Genomic DNA, 17,815 nt, shown 5'->3' on the forward strand with positions numbered 1-17,815 from the left:
AACCAGCGGACGACATGGTTACGGCTTCACCGCCAATCCTCGGCGTCGTCGGCGGCGGACAGCTCGGTCGGATGCTTGCAGAGGCGGCTTCCCCGCTCGGCGTCGAACTGGTCGTGCTCGACCCGACGCCTGATTGCCCGGCGTCTCCAGTCGCCCGCGAACAAGTCGTCGGCGACTTCGACGACGAGGACGCGATTCGAACGCTCGCGGAAATGGCCGACGCGCTGACGTTCGAAATCGAACTGGCAGACCCTGACGTGCTCGAAGCGGTCGAGGAGGAGTACGACGTGCCGGTGCATCCCGACCCGGCCACCCTCCGGACGATTCAAGACAAACTCGTTCAGAAGCGTGCGCTGAAAGAACGCGGCATTCCGGTACCCGACTTCCATCCCGTGGACGACCGCGACGACCTACTCTCTGCGGGTGAGGAATTCGGCTACCCGATGATGTTGAAAGCCCGCAAAGGCGGCTACGACGGACGCGGAAACGTCCCCGTTGAGTCGCCTGATGACGTTACGTTCGCCCTCTCGGAAGTCTCGGGCGAGTTGATGGTGGAGGAGTTCGTCCCCTTCGAGCGCGAACTCTCGGTCATTGCGGTCAAAGGTGACGACGAAATCGCGACGTTCCCCGTCGGCGAAAACGTCCACGAGGACGAGATTCTCCGCGAGACGGTCGTTCCCGCTCGCGCACCGAAGCCGGTGCGCGAGCGGGCGGAGGAAGTCGCGCGCGACGTTCTGTCCGCGCTGTCCGGGCGCGGCGTGTACGGAATCGAACTGTTCGAGGGCGAAGACGGCGCGATTTCGGTGAACGAAATCGCGCCTCGCCCGCACAACTCCGGGCACTACACCATCGAGGGCGCGCTGACGTCGCAGTTCGAACAGCACGTTCGCGGCGTGCTCGGCTATCCGCTCGGGGCGACCGAACTCCGAAGTTCGGTCGCGATGTCGAACATCCTCGGAGACGTCGCGGAAAGCCAACCCGCAGGCCTCTCCGGAGTAGACGAGGTGCTTTCGACCCCCGGCGCGTCGTTCCACTGGTACGGCAAGCGCGAGGTCAGGCCGCTTCGAAAGATGGGTCACGTCACGCTCGTCGGCGATTCGGTCGGGAGCGAATCGCCGACGGATGAAGCATCTGCAGTCGAATCATCGATTGACGACTTGCTCGCGGACGCTCGCTCGCTCACCGACTCGCTCACATTCCAATGACGAACGCAGAATCAGTCCGAAAACTCGTAGAACAGTTCGAAACCGAGGCGGATCGCGACCGTTCCCCGGGAGAAACGCCCGAAGTTGGAATCATCATGGGAAGCGACTCCGATTTGGATGTGATGGCGGGTGCCTACGACGCCCTCACGGAACTCGGATTCGAGGAAGTTACCGACTACGACGACCCGCCGAAAGCTCGGTTCACGTTCGAAACCTACGTGGTGTCTGCCCACCGGACGCCCGACCTGATGTACGCCTACGCGAAAACGGCGGAAGCACGCGGCTTGGACGTCATCATCGCGGGCGCGGGCGGCAAATCCGCTGACCTACCGAACATGACCGCGTCGCTCGCGTATCCGCTTCCGGTCGTCGGAGTGCCGGTACAAGAAAAGTCGGTTTCGTCTGTCATCGGCATGCCGACCGGCGCGCCCATCGTCGCGGTTGACGCCGGAAAATCGTTCAACGCCGGTCTCTCGGCGGTGCAGATGCTCGCCCGCGAACACGACGAACTTCGTGAAAATCTGGTTTCGTACCACGACGAACTGCAATCAGGCGTCGGCGAGGTGTCTCGAAAACTGCACGAAGCCGGAACTCCCCGCTTCCGGGACGATTCGTAACGTATCAACGTCCTTTTCGATGTGCGGTGGAGGCGGTTGCCGCCACTGCGAGAAATGTGGCGTTACCGAAAAGAAAGCGTCAGTTGCGCCAATACGGGCTAACGCGGGTCTGAATCCCCGGAATCACAAGAATCAACGCTTATAGGGGTGCGCTCACAAAACACCGCCTGCTAGGAGAATACCGGTATGAATCCATGGGTAGCCATTGGCGCGTTGGCACTGGTGGGGCTTGCAATTCCATTGAGTATGATGGTTGTTTCGAGCCTCCTCAGACCGACCGTGCCAGAACAGGGAAAATCCGCCACCTACGAGAGCGGTGAAATTCCAACCGGGACGACGCGCATTCGGTTCAACATCCAATACTATATGGTTGCGCTGTTGTTCGTCGTCTTCGACATCGAGACCGTCCTCATCTTCCCTTGGACGGTCATCTATCGCAGCGCCATCGAAGGTGGCGTCAGCCTCGCGACGGTGCTCGCTCCGATGTTGGTTTTCATCGCGGTTCTCGTCGTCGGCCTCGTTTGGGCATGGCGCAAGGGAGCGGTGCGGTGGGTTCGTAGCCCCCGCGAAACGCAACGGAGAGTGGAACAATGAGCAACGAACCACGAGAATTTATTCAGGGTAGCACAGCACCCCAAACCAAAACTCGTGAGGCTCGAATGGGCGACGGCGTCGATAATCGCTTCAACTCGAAACTGCGGGAAGCGTTCGGCGCGTCGCCGTTCATCCTCACGAAGTTCGACAAGTTCATGAACTGGGTACGGGGGTCGTCGATGTTCATGCTACAGTTCGGTATCGCATGCTGTAGCATCGAAATGATGCACACCTACGCAGTCAAACACGACTTAGACCGATTCGGCTCCGGTGTGCCTCGCGCATCGCCGCGACAAGCCGACGTGATGATCGTCCCGGGGACGATCGTCTCGAAGTTCGCGCCGCGGATGAAGCGCGTCTACGACCAGATGCCGGAACCCAAGTTCGTCGTGAACATGGGGTCGTGCGCCATCAGCGGCGGTCCCTTCCAAGAGGGGTACAACGTTATCAAAGGTGCAGAAGAGGTCATCCCGGTGGACATCCACGTCCCCGGTTGCCCGCCGCGCCCCGAGGCGCTCGTCTACGGCGTCGTGAAGCTACAGGAACGAATCGCAAACGGCGAAACCAGTCCGGTGACGGTCAAACCGTACGAACTGGAACAGTTCCGCGATTTGGAACGCGACGAACTGGTCGATTCGCTCGCGGAGCAAATCGACGAAGAATCGCTCGTCATGCGCTACAACTGGGCTGATTCGCCATGAGTTCGCAGGAAGAACTGCCCGTAGTCGAGGGCGTCGATGGTGACGAACTCGCCGACCTGCTCGGCGACTCCGTCATCGGCCGTGAGGAACACCTGAACGCGCCCGGATTCGTCGTTCGACCCGACGAAGTGCAGAACGCACTCAGGACTCTGCGCGACGAGGCTGGATTCGACCACCTCTCGATGCTCACGGCGCAGGATTACGAAGACCGATACGAGAGTATCTACCACCTCAAAAAGTACGACGACCCGACGCAAGAAGCGAGCGTCGTCGTGCCGACGCCGCTCGACGCGCCGACGCATCAAACCGCGGAACCCGTGTACCGCGCGGCGGAGTGGCACGAGCGCGAGGCGTACGACCTCGTCGGAATTGACTACGACGGTAACCCCGACCTTCGTCGTATTCTCCTCCCCGAAACGTGGCAAGGTCACCCGCTGTCGCGGAACTACGACCAAGACCGGCCACAAATCGTCTCGTTCAACGAGCACAAAAATCCTATCGAGGGCGACCACCTCGACGAGGATTCGGACACGATGTTCCTCAACATCGGTCCGCACCACCCGGCGACGCACGGTGTGTTGCACCTGAAGACGACGCTCGACGGCGAGCAGGTCGCGGACGTCGACCCGGACATCGGCTACCTTCACCGCTGTGAGGAGCAGATGGCTCAGAACGGAACGTACCGCCACCAGATTATGCCGTATCCCGATCGGTGGGACTACGCATCCGCCGGGCTGCTCAACGAGTGGGCGTACGCGCGCGTGGCCGAGGATTTGAACGACCTCGACGTGCCGGAATACGCGCAAATCATCCGGACGATGGGTGCGGAACTCTGTCGTATCGCGTCGCACCTGTTGGCGCTCGGAACGTTCTGTCTCGACATCTACGGTGACTTCACTGCTATCTTCATGTACTCCATGCGAGACCGCGAGAAGGTTCAGAACATCCTGGAGGATCTGACCGGTCAGCGCATGATGTTCAACTACTTCCGCCTCGGCGGCGTCGTCTGGGACATTCCGGAACCGCGCGAGGAGTTCTTCGAGAAGACTCGTGACTTCTTGAACGACCTCCCGCCGACGCTGGAGGAGTATCACGATCTCATCACGAGCAACGAAATCCTCCAGATTCGAACCATCGACACCGGGATTCTCGAACCCGAGGTCGCAAAGCAGTACGGGGTCACCGGACCGATTGCCCGCGCGTCGGGAATCGATTACGACCTGCGCCGCGACGACCCGTACGGCTACTACGACCAACTCGACTGGAACGTCGTCACCGAAGACGGCTGTGACAACTACGCGCGGCTGCTCGTTCGGATGCGCGAAGTCGAGGAGTCCGCGAAGATCATCGAGCAGTGCGTCGAACTGCTCGAAGATTGGCCGGAGGACGAACGCGAGATTCAGTCGAACGTTCCCCGGACACTCAAACCGGAAGCGGACACCGAAGTGTACCGCGCCGTCGAAGGGGCGAAGGGCGAACTCGGCATCTACATCCGCGCGGACGGGACGGACAAACCGGGTCGGTTCAAGATCCGAAGTCCGTGCTTTTGTAATTTGTCGGCGCTCCACGAGATGTCCGAAGGGGAGTACATCCCCGACCTCGTCGCCACGCTCGGCAGTCTGGACGTGATTCTCGGGGAGGTTGACCGATGAGATTCGTCCCGCTACAGGAAAGCCCGGCCGTCCTTCCGGAGCAAATCGCTCGCGCGCTGTTCGGCAATAATCCCGCCGCGTGGCAGGAGATACTGTCGGCGCTCATCGGCGCGGCCATCATCGGCACCATCATGATGACGATGACGGCGTTCGCCGGGCCGTGGGCGAAGCGGAAGATTACCGCAGCGTTCACCGACCGTATCGCGGTGAACCGTGTCGGGCCGTTCGGCCTGTTCATCATCGTCGCTGACGCGGTGCGACTGCTTGGAAAAGAACTCATCATTCCAGACGGCTCGGATCGTCCGGCCTACGACCTCGCGCCGATTATCGTCGCATCGTCTGCGCTTCTCGGTTTCGCGGTCATCCCGATGGGTTCTCTTTTCGGCATCAATATGCAGCTCGCCGACCCCGAGACGGGGCTGGCGTACGTGTTCGCCGTCGCGTCCATCGCCACGCTCGGACTGACGATGGGCGGCTACGCGTCGAACAACAAATACTCGCTCCTCGGCGCGCTCCGCGCGGTGGCACAGAACATCGCCTACGAGATTCCGCTCATCGTGACGGCGGCCTCCGTCGTCATCTTCGCGGGGTCGCTCCAGATGAGCCAAATCGTCGCTCAACAGCAAGAGACGCTGTTCACCATCGGTGGCTTCGCCATTCCGTCGTGGTACGCGTTCGTGAACCCGTTCGCGTTCGTGCTATTCATGGTGGCCAATCTCGCGGAAGTCGGGCGGAACCCGTTCGACATCCCGGAAGCGCCGACGGAAATCATTGCGGGATACCAGACCGAGTACTCCAGCGTGTACTTCGTACTGTTCTACCTCGGTGAGTTCCTGCACATCTTCCTCGGCGGTGCCATCATCGCAACCGTCTTCCTCGGCGGTGCCGACGGCCCCGCTTCGGGATCGATTGGCTTCATCTGGTTCACCGTCAAAATCTGGGCAGTGTTCCTGTTCACGCAGTGGGCGCGTTCGGCGGTGCCGCGTGTTCGTATCGACCAACTCATCGAAATCGGTTGGAAGGGCATGCTCGTGCTCTCGTTCGCAAACTTGGTTCTCACGGCCGTTATCGTGGGAGTGATGCTATGATCGGAATACTCAAAGGAATGGCAACGACGATGAAGCACGCACTAGGCGGAACCACGTTCACGGTCGAATATCCCGACGTGGCACCCGAGGTCAGCCCGCGCTTCCGCGGCATTCACAAGTTCAGTCAGGAGCGCTGTATCTGGTGTCGCCAGTGCGAGAACGTCTGTCCGAACGACACCATCCAAATCGTGATGGACGACCAGCGAAACGGCGAGCAGTACAACCTCCACGTCGGACAATGCATCTACTGCCGACTCTGCGAGGAGGTTTGTCCCGTGGACGCGATTTTGCTCACCCAGAACTTCGAGTTCACGGGTGACACGAAAGACGATCTCGTCTACAACAAAGAACAGTTGAAGAACGTCCCCTGGTACAAAGACATCGACCCGCTCGAATCGCGCGAACCCGATAGGGGCGCGTGGATTGGAGAGGGCGAGGGAGCAGTAGACTACCAGTAATCGCGCCCGTCTCGAAATCTTAAAAGGGCGTTTATCCAAACCCAAAGGTAACAGAAATGGCATACGAAATAATCGCGTTCGGGTTGTTCGCCGCGGTAACAGTGGCGAGTAGCTTGGGCGCTGTCCTGGTGCGGGACGTGTGGCATGCTGCTCTATTGCTCGGTGCTTCGTTGCTGAGCTTTGCAGTCCACTACGTTATGTTGCAGGCGGAGTTCGTTGCGGCGATGCAGATTCTCGTCTACGTCGGCGGGGTTCTCATCCTCATAACGTTCGCCGTCATGCTCACACGTCGTTCAAGTACAGAGGAGGTAACTAACGCATGACATCGAAACCACGATTGCACGATACGTCGTCGATGCTTCCTGGCATCGTCGCGGTCGCGCTGTTTGGCATCCTCGCAGTGGTGTTCCTCGGCGCGTCGTTCGGCGACGCCGCGGGCTTCCCGAGCGGCGCCGGAATCACCGCGAGCATCGGCTACGCGATGTTCAACATCACCAGCGTCGAGGGCCAGAACATCATTCCGAGCGAAGGGTTCCTCGTGGCGTTCTTGATCATCGCGCTCGTGCTGGACGCGGCACTCGACGGTGCGGTCTTGCTCGCCACCCGCGAGAGCGAAGGCGACGCTGACAACCGCCGAGTCGTCGCGGACGGCGGAACGACCGGAGGTGACGACGAGTAATGGCCATCGCAGTCGAATACTATCTACTGCTTTCGGCGGCCGTGTTCTGCACGGGACTGTTCGGCATCCTCACCCGGCGGAACGCGCTGATGTTCCTCATCAGCGTCGAGTTGATGCTCAACGCCGCAAACATCAATCTCGTCGCGTTTTCCCACTATCACGGCAACCTGACCGGCCAGACGTTCAGCCTGTTCACGCTGGCGCTGGCCGCAGCGGAAGTCGCGGTGGGAATCGGAATCATCCTCGTGCTGTATCGTAACTTCAAGGACGTGGACGTAACCCAAGCGACGACTATGAGGTGGTAACAATGGCAGCAACTGCATTCGAACTGGCACCCGTAATCGCACTCCTGCCGTTCGTATCGTTCCTGATCGCACTGCTCGGCGGCGAATTCGCCCGAAAGATGCTGCCGAAAGGCGGCGCGATTCCGGGAATCCTCGCGACCGCCGGGTCGCTCGCCCTGTCGCTGTGGGTGTTCCTCACGGTGTCGGGCGGCGAACAGTACCACGAGACGATAGTGTGGGTCGAAGGTATCGACACGTTCAACCTGCATTTCGGCATCTTCCTCGACCCGCTGTCGGCGATGATGCTCGTTATCGTCTCGCTCGTCGCGTTCCTCGTCCACATCTTCAGCTTGGGCTACATGAACGACGAGGGCGAGACCGGCCTCCCACGCTACTACGCCGGACTCGGCCTGTTCACCTTCAGCATGCTCGCGTTCGTCTTCGCGGACAACCTGCTGATGGCGTTCATGTTCTTCGAACTCGTGGGGCTGTGTTCGTACCTGCTCATCGGCTTCTGGTTCCGTCAAGCCGGACCGCCGAGCGCCGCGAAGAAGGCGTTCCTCGTCACCCGCTTCGGGGACTACTTCTTCCTCATCGGCGTGGTGGCGGTGTTCGCCACGTTCGGTACGGCGCAGTTCGCGGGCGACCACTCGTTCGCGCACATGGCCGAACTTGCCCTTGCGGGTGAAGGCGGCGCGGGTGAGGTAACGACGCTGTTCGGACTCGACCCGAGAGCGTGGTTCTCCATCATCGGCCTGCTGGTTCTGGGCGGTGTCGTCGGTAAGTCGGCACAGTTCCCGCTGCACACGTGGCTTCCGGACGCGATGGAAGGCCCGACGCCTGTTTCCGCGCTGATTCACGCCGCGACCATGGTCGCGGCCGGTGTCTACCTCGTCGCGCGCATGTACGGCTTCTACGCCCTGCTTCCGCAGGTGCTCGCCATCATCGCGTTCATCGGCGGGTTCACGGCGCTGTTCGCGGCGACGATGGGCGTCGTCAAGCGCGAAATCAAACAGGTGCTTGCGTACTCCACCATCTCGCAGTACGGCTACATGATGCTCGGACTGGGAACTGGTGGCTACGTCGCGGCGACCTTCCACCTGATGACCCACGCCTTCTTCAAGGCGCTCCTGTTCCTCGGAGCGGGGTCGGTCATCATCGCCATGCACCACAACGAGAACATGTGGGACATGGGCGGTCTGAAAGACCGCATGCCGGTGACGTACTGGACGTTCCTCGCCGGTTCGCTCGCCCTCGCGGGCATCATTCCGTTCTCCGGCTTCTGGTCGAAGGACGAAGTGCTGTACGAAGCGCTCGTCCACGGAATGGGCAATCCAATCCTGCTCGGTGCGTACGCGATGGGTCTCCTCGCGGTGTTCTTCACCGGCTTCTACACGTTCCGGATGGTCTTTTTGACCTTCCACGGGAAGCCGCGAACCGACACCGCGCGCGAACCGCACGGCGTCGGCTGGAACGTCAAACTTCCGCTCGTCGTCCTCGGCATCCTCGCGGTGACCGCAGGATTCGTCAACATGGTTCCGGTCGCGGAACTGACCGGCGCGCACATCGAATTCCTCCACTCGTGGCTCAACGGTCCGGTCGAGGCGACCAGCGCGCACCACTACGAACACCTCATCGAGCAGTTCGCCTTCGGCGAAGCGGCACACATTTCGCCGCTCATCCCCGGCGCTGTGTCGCTCGCCCTCGCCCTCGCGGGCGCGGGACTCGCTTCGACGTTGTACAACGTCGCCGAGCCCGTCGAGCACACCGACAAGCTGGGCGGTGCGAAGAACGTGCTGTTCAACAACTACTATCTCGACGAGTCGCAGGTGTGGCTCGCAACCGGCGTCACGCTCCCCCTCTCGCGGGTGGCGGACAAGTTCGACGGCGGCGTCATCGACGGCGTCGTCAACGGCGTCTCCAGCGTGAGCCTGTTCGGCGGAAGCAAGGTGAAGCGGATTCAGAGCGGCATCGTAACGAACTACGCGCTGTTGCTCACGGCGTCGTTCGTCGTCCTGCTTCTCGTCATCGGCTTCACGGGAGGTTGGTTCTAGATGATGATCGAAGCGCTACTCGCGGTTACGCTCCTCAGCGCGTTCGTGGTGTTCCTCGCGCCCGATAAGGTCGCAGGGAAACTCGCGTTCGCGTTGAGTCTGCTCCCGCTCGGCGGGAGCCTCTGGATGTACAGTGCCTTCGACGGGAGTGGAAACGCCCTGCTGGGCGGAACCCTCGCCTTCGAAGAGACGTTCCAATGGGTCAATCTCGGCCCGTACGCGCTCAACTGGCACGTCGGACTGGACGGCATCAGCATGCCGTTGCTGGTGCTGACGACGGTGCTCACGCCGCTCGCGATTCTCGCGGCGTGGACGCCGGTACAGTCGCGCCAGAGCCAGTTCTACGGCCTGATGCTGTTCATGGAGATGAGCCTCCTCGGCGTCTTCGCGGCGCTCGACTTCTTCGTCTGGTTCATCTTCTGGGAGATGGTCTTGGTGCCGATGTACTTCCTCATCGGCGTGTGGGGCGGCCCGCGCCGGAAGTACGCGGCTATCAAGTTCTTCGTCTACACCAACGTCGCATCGCTGGTGATGTTCATCGGGTTCATCGCGCTCGTCTTCGGACTGGGCGATTCGGTGACCTCGCTGGATATGCCGGCGATTACGACCGCGCTCAACAACGGCGAACTCGGCGGACTCGCCGGCATCGACGCGAACACGCTGAAAATCATCGCGTTCTTCGCCATGTTCGCCGGATTCGGCGTGAAGGTACCAATCGTCCCGTTCCACACGTGGCTGCCGGACGCTCACGTTGAGGCGCCGACGCCGGTGTCAATCATGCTGGCGGGCGTCATGCTGAAGATGGGTACCTATGCACTCTTGCGATTCAACTTCACGATGCTCCCGGAGACGGCGAAACAGTTCGCGTTCATCATCGCCCTCGTGGCGGTCGTGAGCGTTATCTACGGCGCAATGCTCGCGCTGGCCCAATCCGACCTCAAACGCATCGTCGCGTACTCCTCGGTTTCCTCGATGGGGTACGTCATCCTCGGATTGGTCGCGTACAACATGTACGGCGTCGGCGGTGCGACGTTCCAGATGATCGCCCACGGCCTCATCTCGGGGCTGATGTTCATGGCGGTCGGCGTCATCTACAACACGACCCACACCCGCATGGTCTCGGACATGTCCGGACTCGCGGACAGGATGCCCATCACGGTCGCGGTGTTCGTAGCGGGCGCGTTCGGCTACATGGGTCTGCCGCTGATGGCCGGCTTCGCGGCGGAGTTCTTCATCTTCGTCGGAGCGTTCCAGTCCACGGTGCTCGCGGGCAACACGCTCGCGCTGTTCACGGGCGCGGCGATGTTCGGTATCGTCATCGTCGCGGGCTACCTGCTCTTCGCCATGCAGCGAACCCTATTCGGCCCGTTCCGCCTCGAAACCGATTATGAGGTCGGACGAGCCTCGTTCCACGACGTGGCACCCCTCGTGGTGCTCATCCTGCTCGTCATCCTACTCGGCGTCCAACCGGACATCTTCTACGGGATGATTCAGGAATCCGTGCGTGATATGGCGCTCATTACGGGAGGTGGTGCCTGATGGCACAAGCACTCGGAACCGGTGCCGACTGGGTGACGATGGCACCTGCAATCGTCCTCGCGCTGACGGCGATGCTGCTGTTCCTCGCGAACAGCATCTCCCCTAATACGAGAAACCGGCCGCTTCTCGTGGGACTCTCGGCGCTCGGTGCTGTCGTCGCTGGCGGCATCGCGGTGGCGTTCCTCGCCACCGGAACCGGCGAAGAAGCCATTTCGCTGTACGACGGCGCGCTCGTCGTGGACACGATGAGTCTGTTCTTTACGCTCATCTTCACCAGCGTCACTGTACTGGTCTGTGTCGCGAGCTACGATTACATGAAAGGCCAGCCGTACATGGCGGAGTTCTACTCGCTTGTCATCCTCGCGGCAACGGGGATGACGCTGATGGCGAGCGCAAACAGTTTGGCGACAGTGTTCGTCAGCCTCGAACTCGCCAGCCTTCCGTCCTACGCGCTGGTCGCAATCCTGAAGAAAAACCGCGGGAGCGTCGAGGCGGGTCTCAAGTACTTCCTCATCGGTGCGCTCTCGTCGGCCATCTTCGCCTACGGTATCAGCCTGGTGTACGGCGTCACCGGACACCTGCAACTCGAACAGGTCGCGGCGAACCTCAACGCGGAGGCGTTCCCCGGCGTCCTCGGCATCGGTGTGCTGATGGTACTCGGTGGATTCGCGTTCAAGACGGCCTCGGTTCCGTTCCACTTCTGGGCACCCGAGGCGTACGAAGGCGCGCCCGCGCCCGTTTCGGCGTTCCTGTCGTCGGCTTCGAAGGCCGCCGGGTTCGTCGTCGCGTTCCGCGTGTTCGTCACGGCGTTCCCGATCGCGGAACTGTCCGCCACGGTTGACTGGGTGCTCGCGTTCCAAATTCTCGCCGTCGTCACGATGACGCTCGGGAACTTCGCCGCGGCGACCCAGGACAAGGTCAAGCGCATGCTCGCGTACTCCTCGGTCGGACACGCGGGCTACGTGCTCATCGGTCTCGCCGCCCTCTCCGGAGTCGGCGGTGAGAACGACTTGGTCATGGGCGGTGCGATGCTCCACCTGCTCGTCTACGGCTTCATGAACACGGGTGCGTTCCTGTTCATCGCGCTGGTCGAGCAGTGGGGCGTCGGGAGGACGTTCGAGGATTACAACGGACTGGCGACCAAGGCCCCGATGGCCTGCGTCGCCATGACGGTGTTCATGTTCAATCTCGCCGGACTTCCGGTCGGGGCTGGCTTCATGAGCAAGTACGCCCTGTTCGGTGCCGCGGTCGGTGCCGGATTCTGGTGGCTCGCCGCGGTCGGTGCCATCAATAGTGCACTGTCGCTGTACTATTACTCCCGCGTCGTCAAGGCGATGTGGGTGGAGGATCCGACGAGCGAGCTGACGATTCGAAGCACGCCAACGGGCCTCTACGTTGCAGTGATGGCCGCCGCCGTCGCAACCGTCGTCCTGCTCCCGGCCTTCGGGCCGATTGCAGACACGGCCTACAGCGCGGCCGCGACCCTGTTCGCGTAGACGACATCCTCGAATCGAACGCTTTCGGTTTTTTTGGCGATGTGATTTGGCCGCTGAGCTGTGAGTTTGTTCTCGTAAACATGAATCTGAAAGCGGAATCGTCTAAGATGTAACTACTGCAACTGCTAGGCACGTCACAGGGCTGTTTGTGAGAGTTCCCGTTGCAAGTCGCGACACTCCGTCACGCCCTCGCTCATCACTCGCTCCTTGCAGGCGATCCTTTTTCTCTTTGCCCGTTACCACGGAAGCAGCGAGTTCTTCCCTGCCATCAAAATCGCGCGGCGATTTTGGGACACCAGGAACCGCAAGCGGGCGAGTGCAACGCACTCGCCCGCCAAAGAGACTGTTCGGCCGTACCATCGGTTTCGGTGGGACGATCTTTCGAACAAACGGCTGGTCAAATTTGGGTTGGGCGGGCAGGTCAGCGGCCTGCCCGCCCTACTGTCCTCGGCGACAACGGGTGAGCGACCGACGGAACGAGCGGGCCTGCCGCGAGTGACTGACCGAGCGAGGGCGTGGCGGAGAGTCGTGGCTTGCGGTCACCACGAGCAATTCCATCGTGCAGAGGGCGTGGCGTAGAATCGGCAATTGCGAACACGGTGGATTCACCTTCCCTTTGTCCTCGAAGCACGGTCTATATCGCTGATTGAAGCAAAGGACCAGAGCCTAATTCGAAAACCCATCCCAAACGCCACGTAAAACCACGTCCTGCCCGCAAAGGATTCCCAACAGGTTTTAGGTGCCCGACTAGCAATCGGTGGTAGAATGGTTTCGCGGCTCATGCTCGGCTGCGGTTCGGTCGGGTATGCACTCGTCGAGTCAGTGGCCGAATGGCCCGGAAGCCTCGTCGTCGTTACGGAGAACGAAAGCAGAGTCGAAACGCTCCGCACGGAAGGCATCTCGGCCACCCATGGCGACCCTACCGACCCGGCGATCACGAAAGGGCGTCCCCACGTCGACATCGCGTTCGTCGCGGGCGACGACCCCGAACAAAACCGGGATTCGGCGCGGGCAGTCCGCGAGACGCATCCGAACGCCTACGTCGTCGCCTACGTAGGAGAAACGCCGTCCGAGGCGGTGGCGTCCGAACTGGACGACATCGCCGACCGACTCATCAACCCCGGGTCGCTCGTCGTCGACCGCCTGTTGTCGATGACCGACCAGGATACGGCGTTTCGGACGCAGGACCTCCGGAGAACCCTTCGCAGCATCGACGGCAAACTGGGGATTTTCATGCACGACAATCCCGACCCGGACGCCATCGCCAGCGCGGTCGCACTGGAAGGGTTGGCCGAATCGGTCGGAACGGAAGCTGAGACGTGCTACTACGGCGCGATTTCCCACCAGGAAAACCGGGCGTTCGTCAACCTGCTTGAACTGGACTTGCGCAACCTCGACCCCGGCGACGACCTCTCCGAATTCGCGGGATTCGCGCTGGTCGACCACTCCAGTCCGGGCGTCAACGACCAACTCCCGGAAGATACGCCGGTGGACGTAGTTATCGACCATCACCCGCCGACTCACCCGGTCGAAGCGCGGTTCGTTGACCTGCGCAGCGGCGTCGGCGCAACGAGCTCACTGCTGGCCGACTACCTGGAACACCTCGGTATCGACCCCGCAGAGCGGGTCGCAACCGGACTGCTCTACGGGATTCGCGTGGATACGAAGGATTTCACCCGCGAGGTGTCTGAATCGGATTTCGAGGCGGCGGCGTTCTTGCTCCCGCACGCCAACACGAGCACGTTGGAGCGCGTCGAAAGTCCGTCCATCAGCCCCGACACCTTCGATACGATTTCCCGCGCTATTCGAAACCGCGAACTCGACGGAACCGTGCTGGCGAGTTGCGTCGGCGCGCTCTCCGACAGAGACGCATTGGCGCAGGCCGCAGACCGGCTGCTCAACATGGACGGCGTCAACGTCACGCTCGTCTTCGGATTCATGCAAGGTACCGTGTATGTTTCCGCGCGTGCTCGCGGAACCGACGTCGACCTCGGCGAAACAATGCGGGCCGCGTTCGGGCAAATCGGGAGCGCGGGCGGACACGCCGACATGGCCGGGGCGCAGATTCCGCTCGGTCTGCTCGGCGAAGTCGAAGAGGAAGAAGAATCGTCCCTCTCGACTATCGTCGGCGAGATAATCACCGACCGATTTTTCGAAACGGTTCGTTCCCGGCCGGGACCGGATGGGTTCGAATCCGCCGGGGAGCGCGTCGCCGCGTTCGACATTCAACTCGCGGAGAGCGACGACGAATAGGCGTGTCCCGTTTGGCATCAGTCAACCTTGGAGTTAGCGGAAGCGGTCGGGAAGTTTTTTGCTCGGCGAGTTGTGGGTACTCTGCATGGACGAGGCCGAGGAGGAAAGCGGTCGTCAGTCGCCACCCCCCGTTCGATTCGTTTCCGACGGCGGAACGGAGGGAATCAAAGCGAAAGTCAAAGATTACATGACGCGCGATGTGGCGACCGTTTCCCCCGACGCGACCGTCGAATCGGTCGCCCGGCGGATCGTAGAAAGCGACGGTCACAACGGGTTTCCAGTCTGTGACGGACGGCGAGTCGAAGGATTCGTCAGCGCGCGCGACCTTCTGCTTGCAACCGACCAAGAGCCGATTTTCAAAGTGATGAGTCAGGAACTCATCGTCGCCCATCCTGACATGGACGTAAACGACGCCGCGCGCGTCATCCTGCGTTCCGGGATTCAGAAACTACCGGTGGTGGACGATGCGGGCAATCTCGTCGGCATCATCAGCAACACGGACGTTATTCGGAGTCAAATCGAGCGCGTCACGCCGGAGAAGGTGGGAAAATTGATGCGGACGCTCGAATCCATCCACGACACCGAAGTCTCACAGCGCCGCCGAAAAATCCCGCTCGCCAATCTCGTGCCGACGCAGGGGAAGGTGTACGCAGACGAATTGGAGGGGAGGGTGTACGAGATGGAACGTGGTCTGGCGGAACCCCTCGTCATCATCGAAAACGGCCACACCCTCCTGTTGGCGGACGGCCACCACCGTGCGAAAGCCGCAGACCGCCTCGACATCGAGGAGATGGATGCGTACGTCATCGTCACCGACCACCATCTCGAACTCGGGATGTCCAAGACGGCGGAAAAAGAAGGCCTCGAAACGATCGACGACATTCAGGTGGTCGATTACGCCCGGCATCCGCTCGTGGAGACGACGAAGCGATTGCAATAGGTTACTTCTGTTGTTCTACCACTGTTTCTACTTACTGCGAACCGTATCGCTACCGCCGAACGTGTATGGACCGTTCAACGTGTGGCGCACCAATAGACCGACGCCGAGCGCGAGAAGCGCAATCCCGACGGTTACGATGAGAGCGGAGCGTATGAACCAACGGGGCGGACGGCCAGAAAATTGCCTCTGCGAGAAACCGAACCCCGAGACATCCGGTGAGAACGCCGATGGCTACCGGAATATAACAAATACGTCGGGAAATTTCAAATCCTGATTCATGTAAAATAATTTTATACATGTGTGGTATATTTCGTGATGGTCTGGTGGTACTGTGATTTTCCGACAGAAATCACCGCTGACTTCCCAGCGATTTTCTGATGCTGGTGTCATCGAAAAATAATCTCGTTCCGGGGGCAATAGTGGAAAATCGCCCACCGAATCCTTAATGGATTGCCCGGAAGAAAATACGGGCATGTACGACGAGGACGACCTGCAAAAGATTCAGCAGGGAAGAGAGGAATGGGAGGAAGATACCCTCTCGCCCGTGCTGGAGCGGTTCGGCGAGCGGAAAGACCGCTTCGCGACGGTCTCGAATCTCGAAGTAGACCGGCTGTACGACCCGAACGACGTGGCCGATATCGACTATGGCGAGGAACTCGGTAATCCCGGCGAAGACCCCTACACACGCGGCGTCTACCCCACGATGTACCGCGGTCGGACGTGGACGATGCGCCAGTTCGCCGGGTTCGGCACGGCGGAAGAGACGAACGAACGATTCCACTATCTCACCGACAACGGGCAAACCGGCCTCTCGACGGCGTTCGACATGCCGAGTCTGATGGGCAAGGATTCCGACGACCCGCTTTCGGACGGGGAAGTCGGCAAGGAGGGCGTCGCGGTGGACACCCTCCGTGACATGGAAATCCTCTTCGACGGCATCGACTTGGACGAAGTTTCGACCAGTTTCACCATCAACCCGAGCGCGCCCGTCATCTTCGCCATGTACGTCGCGCTGGCAGACCAGCAGGGCGTTCCCCGCGACGAGATTCGGGGCACCTTCCAGAACGATATGTTGAAGGAGTTCATCGCCCAGAAGGAGTGGGTCGTTCCCCCGCAACCATCGCTGGATGTCGTCACCGACACCGTGGAGTTCGCGGTGGAGGAGACGCCGAACATCAAGCCAATCTCGATTTCGGGCTACCACATCCGCGAGGCCGGTTCCACCGCAGTACAGGAACTCGCCTTCACGCTCGCCGACGGCTTCGCCTACGTCGAGGACGCGATGGAGCGCGGCCTCGACGTGGACGAGTTCGCACCCCAGCTCTCCTTTTTCTTCAACTCTCACAACTCGCTGTTCGAGGAAATCGCGAAGTTCCGCGCGGCCCGCAAAATCTACTCCACCGTGATGGACGAGTGGTACGGCGCGGAAGACCCTAAATCGAAACAGCTCAAGTTCCACACGCAGACTGCCGGTCAGTCGCTCACCGCCCAGCAACCGCTCAACAACATCGTCCGCGTGACGATTCAGGCGCTCGCGGGCGTCCTCGGCGGCACCCAGAGTCTCCACACCAACAGCTTCGACGAGGCGCTCGCGCTGCCAAGCGAGCAGGCGGTTCGCGTCGCCCTGCGAACCCAGCAAATCATCGCGGAGGAGAGCGGTGCGGCGGACATCATCGACCCCCTCGGCGGCAGTTTCGCCGTCGAATCGCTCACCGAGGAAGTCGAGGAGAAGACGATGGCCTACATCGAGGAAATCAAAGAGATGGGTGACGGCTCCGTGCGCGACGGAGTCCTCGAAGGCATCGACCGTGGCTACTTCCACCGCGAAATCCAGGAGGCCTCCTACGAGTACCAAGAGCGCGTTGAGGACGGCGAGGAGGTCGTCGTCGGCGTCAACAAGTACGACATGGAGGAGGACACGAAACCCGAGATTCTGAAGGTGGACGAGGAAACCCAAGACCGACAGCTCGCGCGACTCGCCGAGGTCAAAGAAAAGCGCGACGACGAAGCGGTCGAGGCTGCGTTGAACGAACTGAACGACGCCATCCAGAACGACGAAAACGTCATGCCCGCCATCGTCACCGCGGTGAAGGCCTACGCGACGATGGGCGAAATTATGGACGTGTTCGAGGCGGAACACGGAAGCTATCAGGAGAAAATCGGGCTAGCCTAAGTCGGCCGAGCTGACTTTTTGGTTCGACCGGCTTGCTGTTTATCCCAGAATACATACATTTATGACGTGGTAAGATTGCACG

At 60.9% G+C, this 17,815-nt stretch carries 17 protein-coding genes; all 17 read left to right on the top strand.

Annotation, left to right across the window (positions count from 1 at the left end):
• The first annotated feature begins 14 nt into the window (after nucleotides 1-14).
• The 17 genes from LIX15_RS17265 (at nucleotide 15) to LIX15_RS17345 (ending at nucleotide 17,733) form a co-directional block, all read left to right on the top strand.
• Nucleotides 15-1,205: a 5-(carboxyamino)imidazole ribonucleotide synthase gene (locus LIX15_RS17265; protein ID WP_227774517.1), complete on the top strand. Its 1,191-nt coding sequence runs from the start codon at nucleotides 15-17 to the stop codon at nucleotides 1,203-1,205.
• Nucleotides 1,202-1,822 carry a 5-(carboxyamino)imidazole ribonucleotide mutase gene (gene purE / locus LIX15_RS17270; RefSeq protein ID WP_227774519.1) on the top strand — a complete coding sequence of 207 codons (621 nt, stop codon included), beginning with the start codon at nucleotides 1,202-1,204 and terminating at the stop codon, nucleotides 1,820-1,822. Before LIX15_RS17265 ends, purE begins: the two co-directional genes overlap by 4 nt.
• A gap of 186 nt (nucleotides 1,823-2,008) precedes the next feature.
• Nucleotides 2,009-2,416 carry an NADH-quinone oxidoreductase subunit A gene (locus tag LIX15_RS17275; RefSeq protein ID WP_076428218.1) on the top strand — a complete coding sequence of 136 codons (408 nt, stop codon included), beginning with the start codon at nucleotides 2,009-2,011 and terminating at the stop codon, nucleotides 2,414-2,416.
• Nucleotides 2,413-3,117, top strand: a complete 705-nt coding sequence (locus tag LIX15_RS17280; RefSeq protein WP_227774520.1) for an NADH-quinone oxidoreductase subunit B — start codon at nucleotides 2,413-2,415, stop codon at nucleotides 3,115-3,117. The genes LIX15_RS17275 and LIX15_RS17280 overlap by 4 nt, the downstream gene beginning before the upstream one ends.
• Entirely contained in the window at nucleotides 3,114-4,769 is a 1,656-nt protein-coding gene (locus LIX15_RS17285) for an NADH-quinone oxidoreductase subunit D (protein ID WP_227774522.1), read from the top strand. Before LIX15_RS17280 ends, LIX15_RS17285 begins: the two co-directional genes overlap by 4 nt.
• Entirely contained in the window at nucleotides 4,766-5,857 is a 1,092-nt protein-coding gene (locus tag LIX15_RS17290; RefSeq protein WP_227774524.1) for a complex I subunit 1/NuoH family protein, read from the top strand. Before LIX15_RS17285 ends, LIX15_RS17290 begins: the two co-directional genes overlap by 4 nt.
• Entirely contained in the window at nucleotides 5,854-6,315 is a 462-nt protein-coding gene (locus tag LIX15_RS17295; protein WP_227774525.1) for a NuoI/complex I 23 kDa subunit family protein, read from the top strand. The genes LIX15_RS17290 and LIX15_RS17295 overlap by 4 nt, the downstream gene beginning before the upstream one ends.
• Nucleotides 6,316-6,371: 56 nt before the next feature.
• On the top strand, nucleotides 6,372-6,638 hold the full coding sequence (locus LIX15_RS17300) for an NADH-quinone oxidoreductase subunit J (RefSeq protein WP_227774527.1): 267 nt from the start codon (nucleotides 6,372-6,374) through the stop codon (nucleotides 6,636-6,638).
• Entirely contained in the window at nucleotides 6,635-6,994 is a 360-nt protein-coding gene (locus LIX15_RS17305) for a proton-conducting membrane transporter (RefSeq protein ID WP_227774529.1), read from the top strand. Before LIX15_RS17300 ends, LIX15_RS17305 begins: the two co-directional genes overlap by 4 nt.
• Nucleotides 6,994-7,299 (top strand): NADH-quinone oxidoreductase subunit NuoK, encoded by a 306-nt coding sequence (nuoK, locus tag LIX15_RS17310; protein ID WP_227774530.1) that lies wholly within the window; start codon nucleotides 6,994-6,996, stop codon nucleotides 7,297-7,299. The genes LIX15_RS17305 and nuoK overlap by 1 nt, the downstream gene beginning before the upstream one ends.
• A 2-nt stretch (nucleotides 7,300-7,301) precedes the next feature.
• Complete coding sequence (gene nuoL, locus LIX15_RS17315; protein ID WP_227774532.1) at nucleotides 7,302-9,332, top strand: NADH-quinone oxidoreductase subunit L; 2,031 nt, start codon at nucleotides 7,302-7,304, stop codon at nucleotides 9,330-9,332.
• Nucleotides 9,333-10,871 (top strand): complex I subunit 4 family protein, encoded by a 1,539-nt coding sequence (locus LIX15_RS17320; RefSeq protein ID WP_227774534.1) that lies wholly within the window; start codon nucleotides 9,333-9,335, stop codon nucleotides 10,869-10,871.
• Complete coding sequence (locus LIX15_RS17325; RefSeq protein WP_227774535.1) at nucleotides 10,871-12,367, top strand: NADH-quinone oxidoreductase subunit N; 1,497 nt, start codon at nucleotides 10,871-10,873, stop codon at nucleotides 12,365-12,367. The genes LIX15_RS17320 and LIX15_RS17325 overlap by 1 nt, the downstream gene beginning before the upstream one ends.
• Nucleotides 12,368-12,574: 207 nt before the next feature.
• Nucleotides 12,575-12,946, top strand: coding sequence for a hypothetical protein (locus LIX15_RS17330; RefSeq protein ID WP_227774554.1), 372 nt, complete (start codon nucleotides 12,575-12,577; stop codon nucleotides 12,944-12,946).
• A 186-nt stretch (nucleotides 12,947-13,132) separates the two neighbouring features.
• Entirely contained in the window at nucleotides 13,133-14,620 is a 1,488-nt protein-coding gene (locus tag LIX15_RS17335; protein ID WP_227774556.1) for a DHH family phosphoesterase, read from the top strand.
• 187 nt (nucleotides 14,621-14,807) lie between these two features.
• Nucleotides 14,808-15,560 (top strand): CBS pair associated ParBc domain-containing protein, encoded by a 753-nt coding sequence (locus tag LIX15_RS17340; RefSeq protein ID WP_227776925.1) that lies wholly within the window; start codon nucleotides 14,808-14,810, stop codon nucleotides 15,558-15,560.
• A 472-nt stretch (nucleotides 15,561-16,032) separates the two neighbouring features.
• A complete protein-coding gene (locus LIX15_RS17345; RefSeq protein WP_227774558.1) occupies nucleotides 16,033-17,733 on the top strand; it encodes an acyl-CoA mutase large subunit family protein in 1,701 nt (566 codons plus the stop codon).
• Nucleotides 17,734-17,815: the final 82 nt, after the last annotated feature.

The organism is Haladaptatus pallidirubidus, from assembly GCF_020700235.1.
GTDB lineage: Archaea > Halobacteriota > Halobacteria > Halobacteriales > Haladaptataceae > Haladaptatus > Haladaptatus pallidirubidus.

Bases quoted from the DNA above. Each gene is read 5' to 3' on its own strand.
- LIX15_RS17265 (WP_227774517.1), top strand. From the start codon at position 15: ATGGTTACGGCTTCACCGCCAATCCTCGGCGTCGTCGGCGGCGGACAG.
- purE (WP_227774519.1), top strand. From the start codon at position 1,202: ATGACGAACGCAGAATCAGTCCGAAAACTCGTAGAACAGTTCGAAACC.
- LIX15_RS17275 (WP_076428218.1), top strand. From the start codon at position 2,009: ATGAATCCATGGGTAGCCATTGGCGCGTTGGCACTGGTGGGGCTTGCA.
- LIX15_RS17280 (WP_227774520.1), top strand. From the start codon at position 2,413: ATGAGCAACGAACCACGAGAATTTATTCAGGGTAGCACAGCACCCCAA.
- LIX15_RS17285 (WP_227774522.1), top strand. From the start codon at position 3,114: ATGAGTTCGCAGGAAGAACTGCCCGTAGTCGAGGGCGTCGATGGTGAC.
- LIX15_RS17290 (WP_227774524.1), top strand. From the start codon at position 4,766: ATGAGATTCGTCCCGCTACAGGAAAGCCCGGCCGTCCTTCCGGAGCAA.
- LIX15_RS17295 (WP_227774525.1), top strand. From the start codon at position 5,854: ATGATCGGAATACTCAAAGGAATGGCAACGACGATGAAGCACGCACTA.
- LIX15_RS17300 (WP_227774527.1), top strand. From the start codon at position 6,372: ATGGCATACGAAATAATCGCGTTCGGGTTGTTCGCCGCGGTAACAGTG.
- LIX15_RS17305 (WP_227774529.1), top strand. From the start codon at position 6,635: ATGACATCGAAACCACGATTGCACGATACGTCGTCGATGCTTCCTGGC.
- nuoK (WP_227774530.1), top strand. From the start codon at position 6,994: ATGGCCATCGCAGTCGAATACTATCTACTGCTTTCGGCGGCCGTGTTC.
- nuoL (WP_227774532.1), top strand. From the start codon at position 7,302: ATGGCAGCAACTGCATTCGAACTGGCACCCGTAATCGCACTCCTGCCG.
- LIX15_RS17320 (WP_227774534.1), top strand. From the start codon at position 9,333: ATGATGATCGAAGCGCTACTCGCGGTTACGCTCCTCAGCGCGTTCGTG.
- LIX15_RS17325 (WP_227774535.1), top strand. From the start codon at position 10,871: ATGGCACAAGCACTCGGAACCGGTGCCGACTGGGTGACGATGGCACCT.
- LIX15_RS17335 (WP_227774556.1), top strand. From the start codon at position 13,133: ATGGTTTCGCGGCTCATGCTCGGCTGCGGTTCGGTCGGGTATGCACTC.
- LIX15_RS17340 (WP_227776925.1), top strand. From the start codon at position 14,808: ATGACGCGCGATGTGGCGACCGTTTCCCCCGACGCGACCGTCGAATCG.
- LIX15_RS17345 (WP_227774558.1), top strand. From the start codon at position 16,033: ATGTACGACGAGGACGACCTGCAAAAGATTCAGCAGGGAAGAGAGGAA.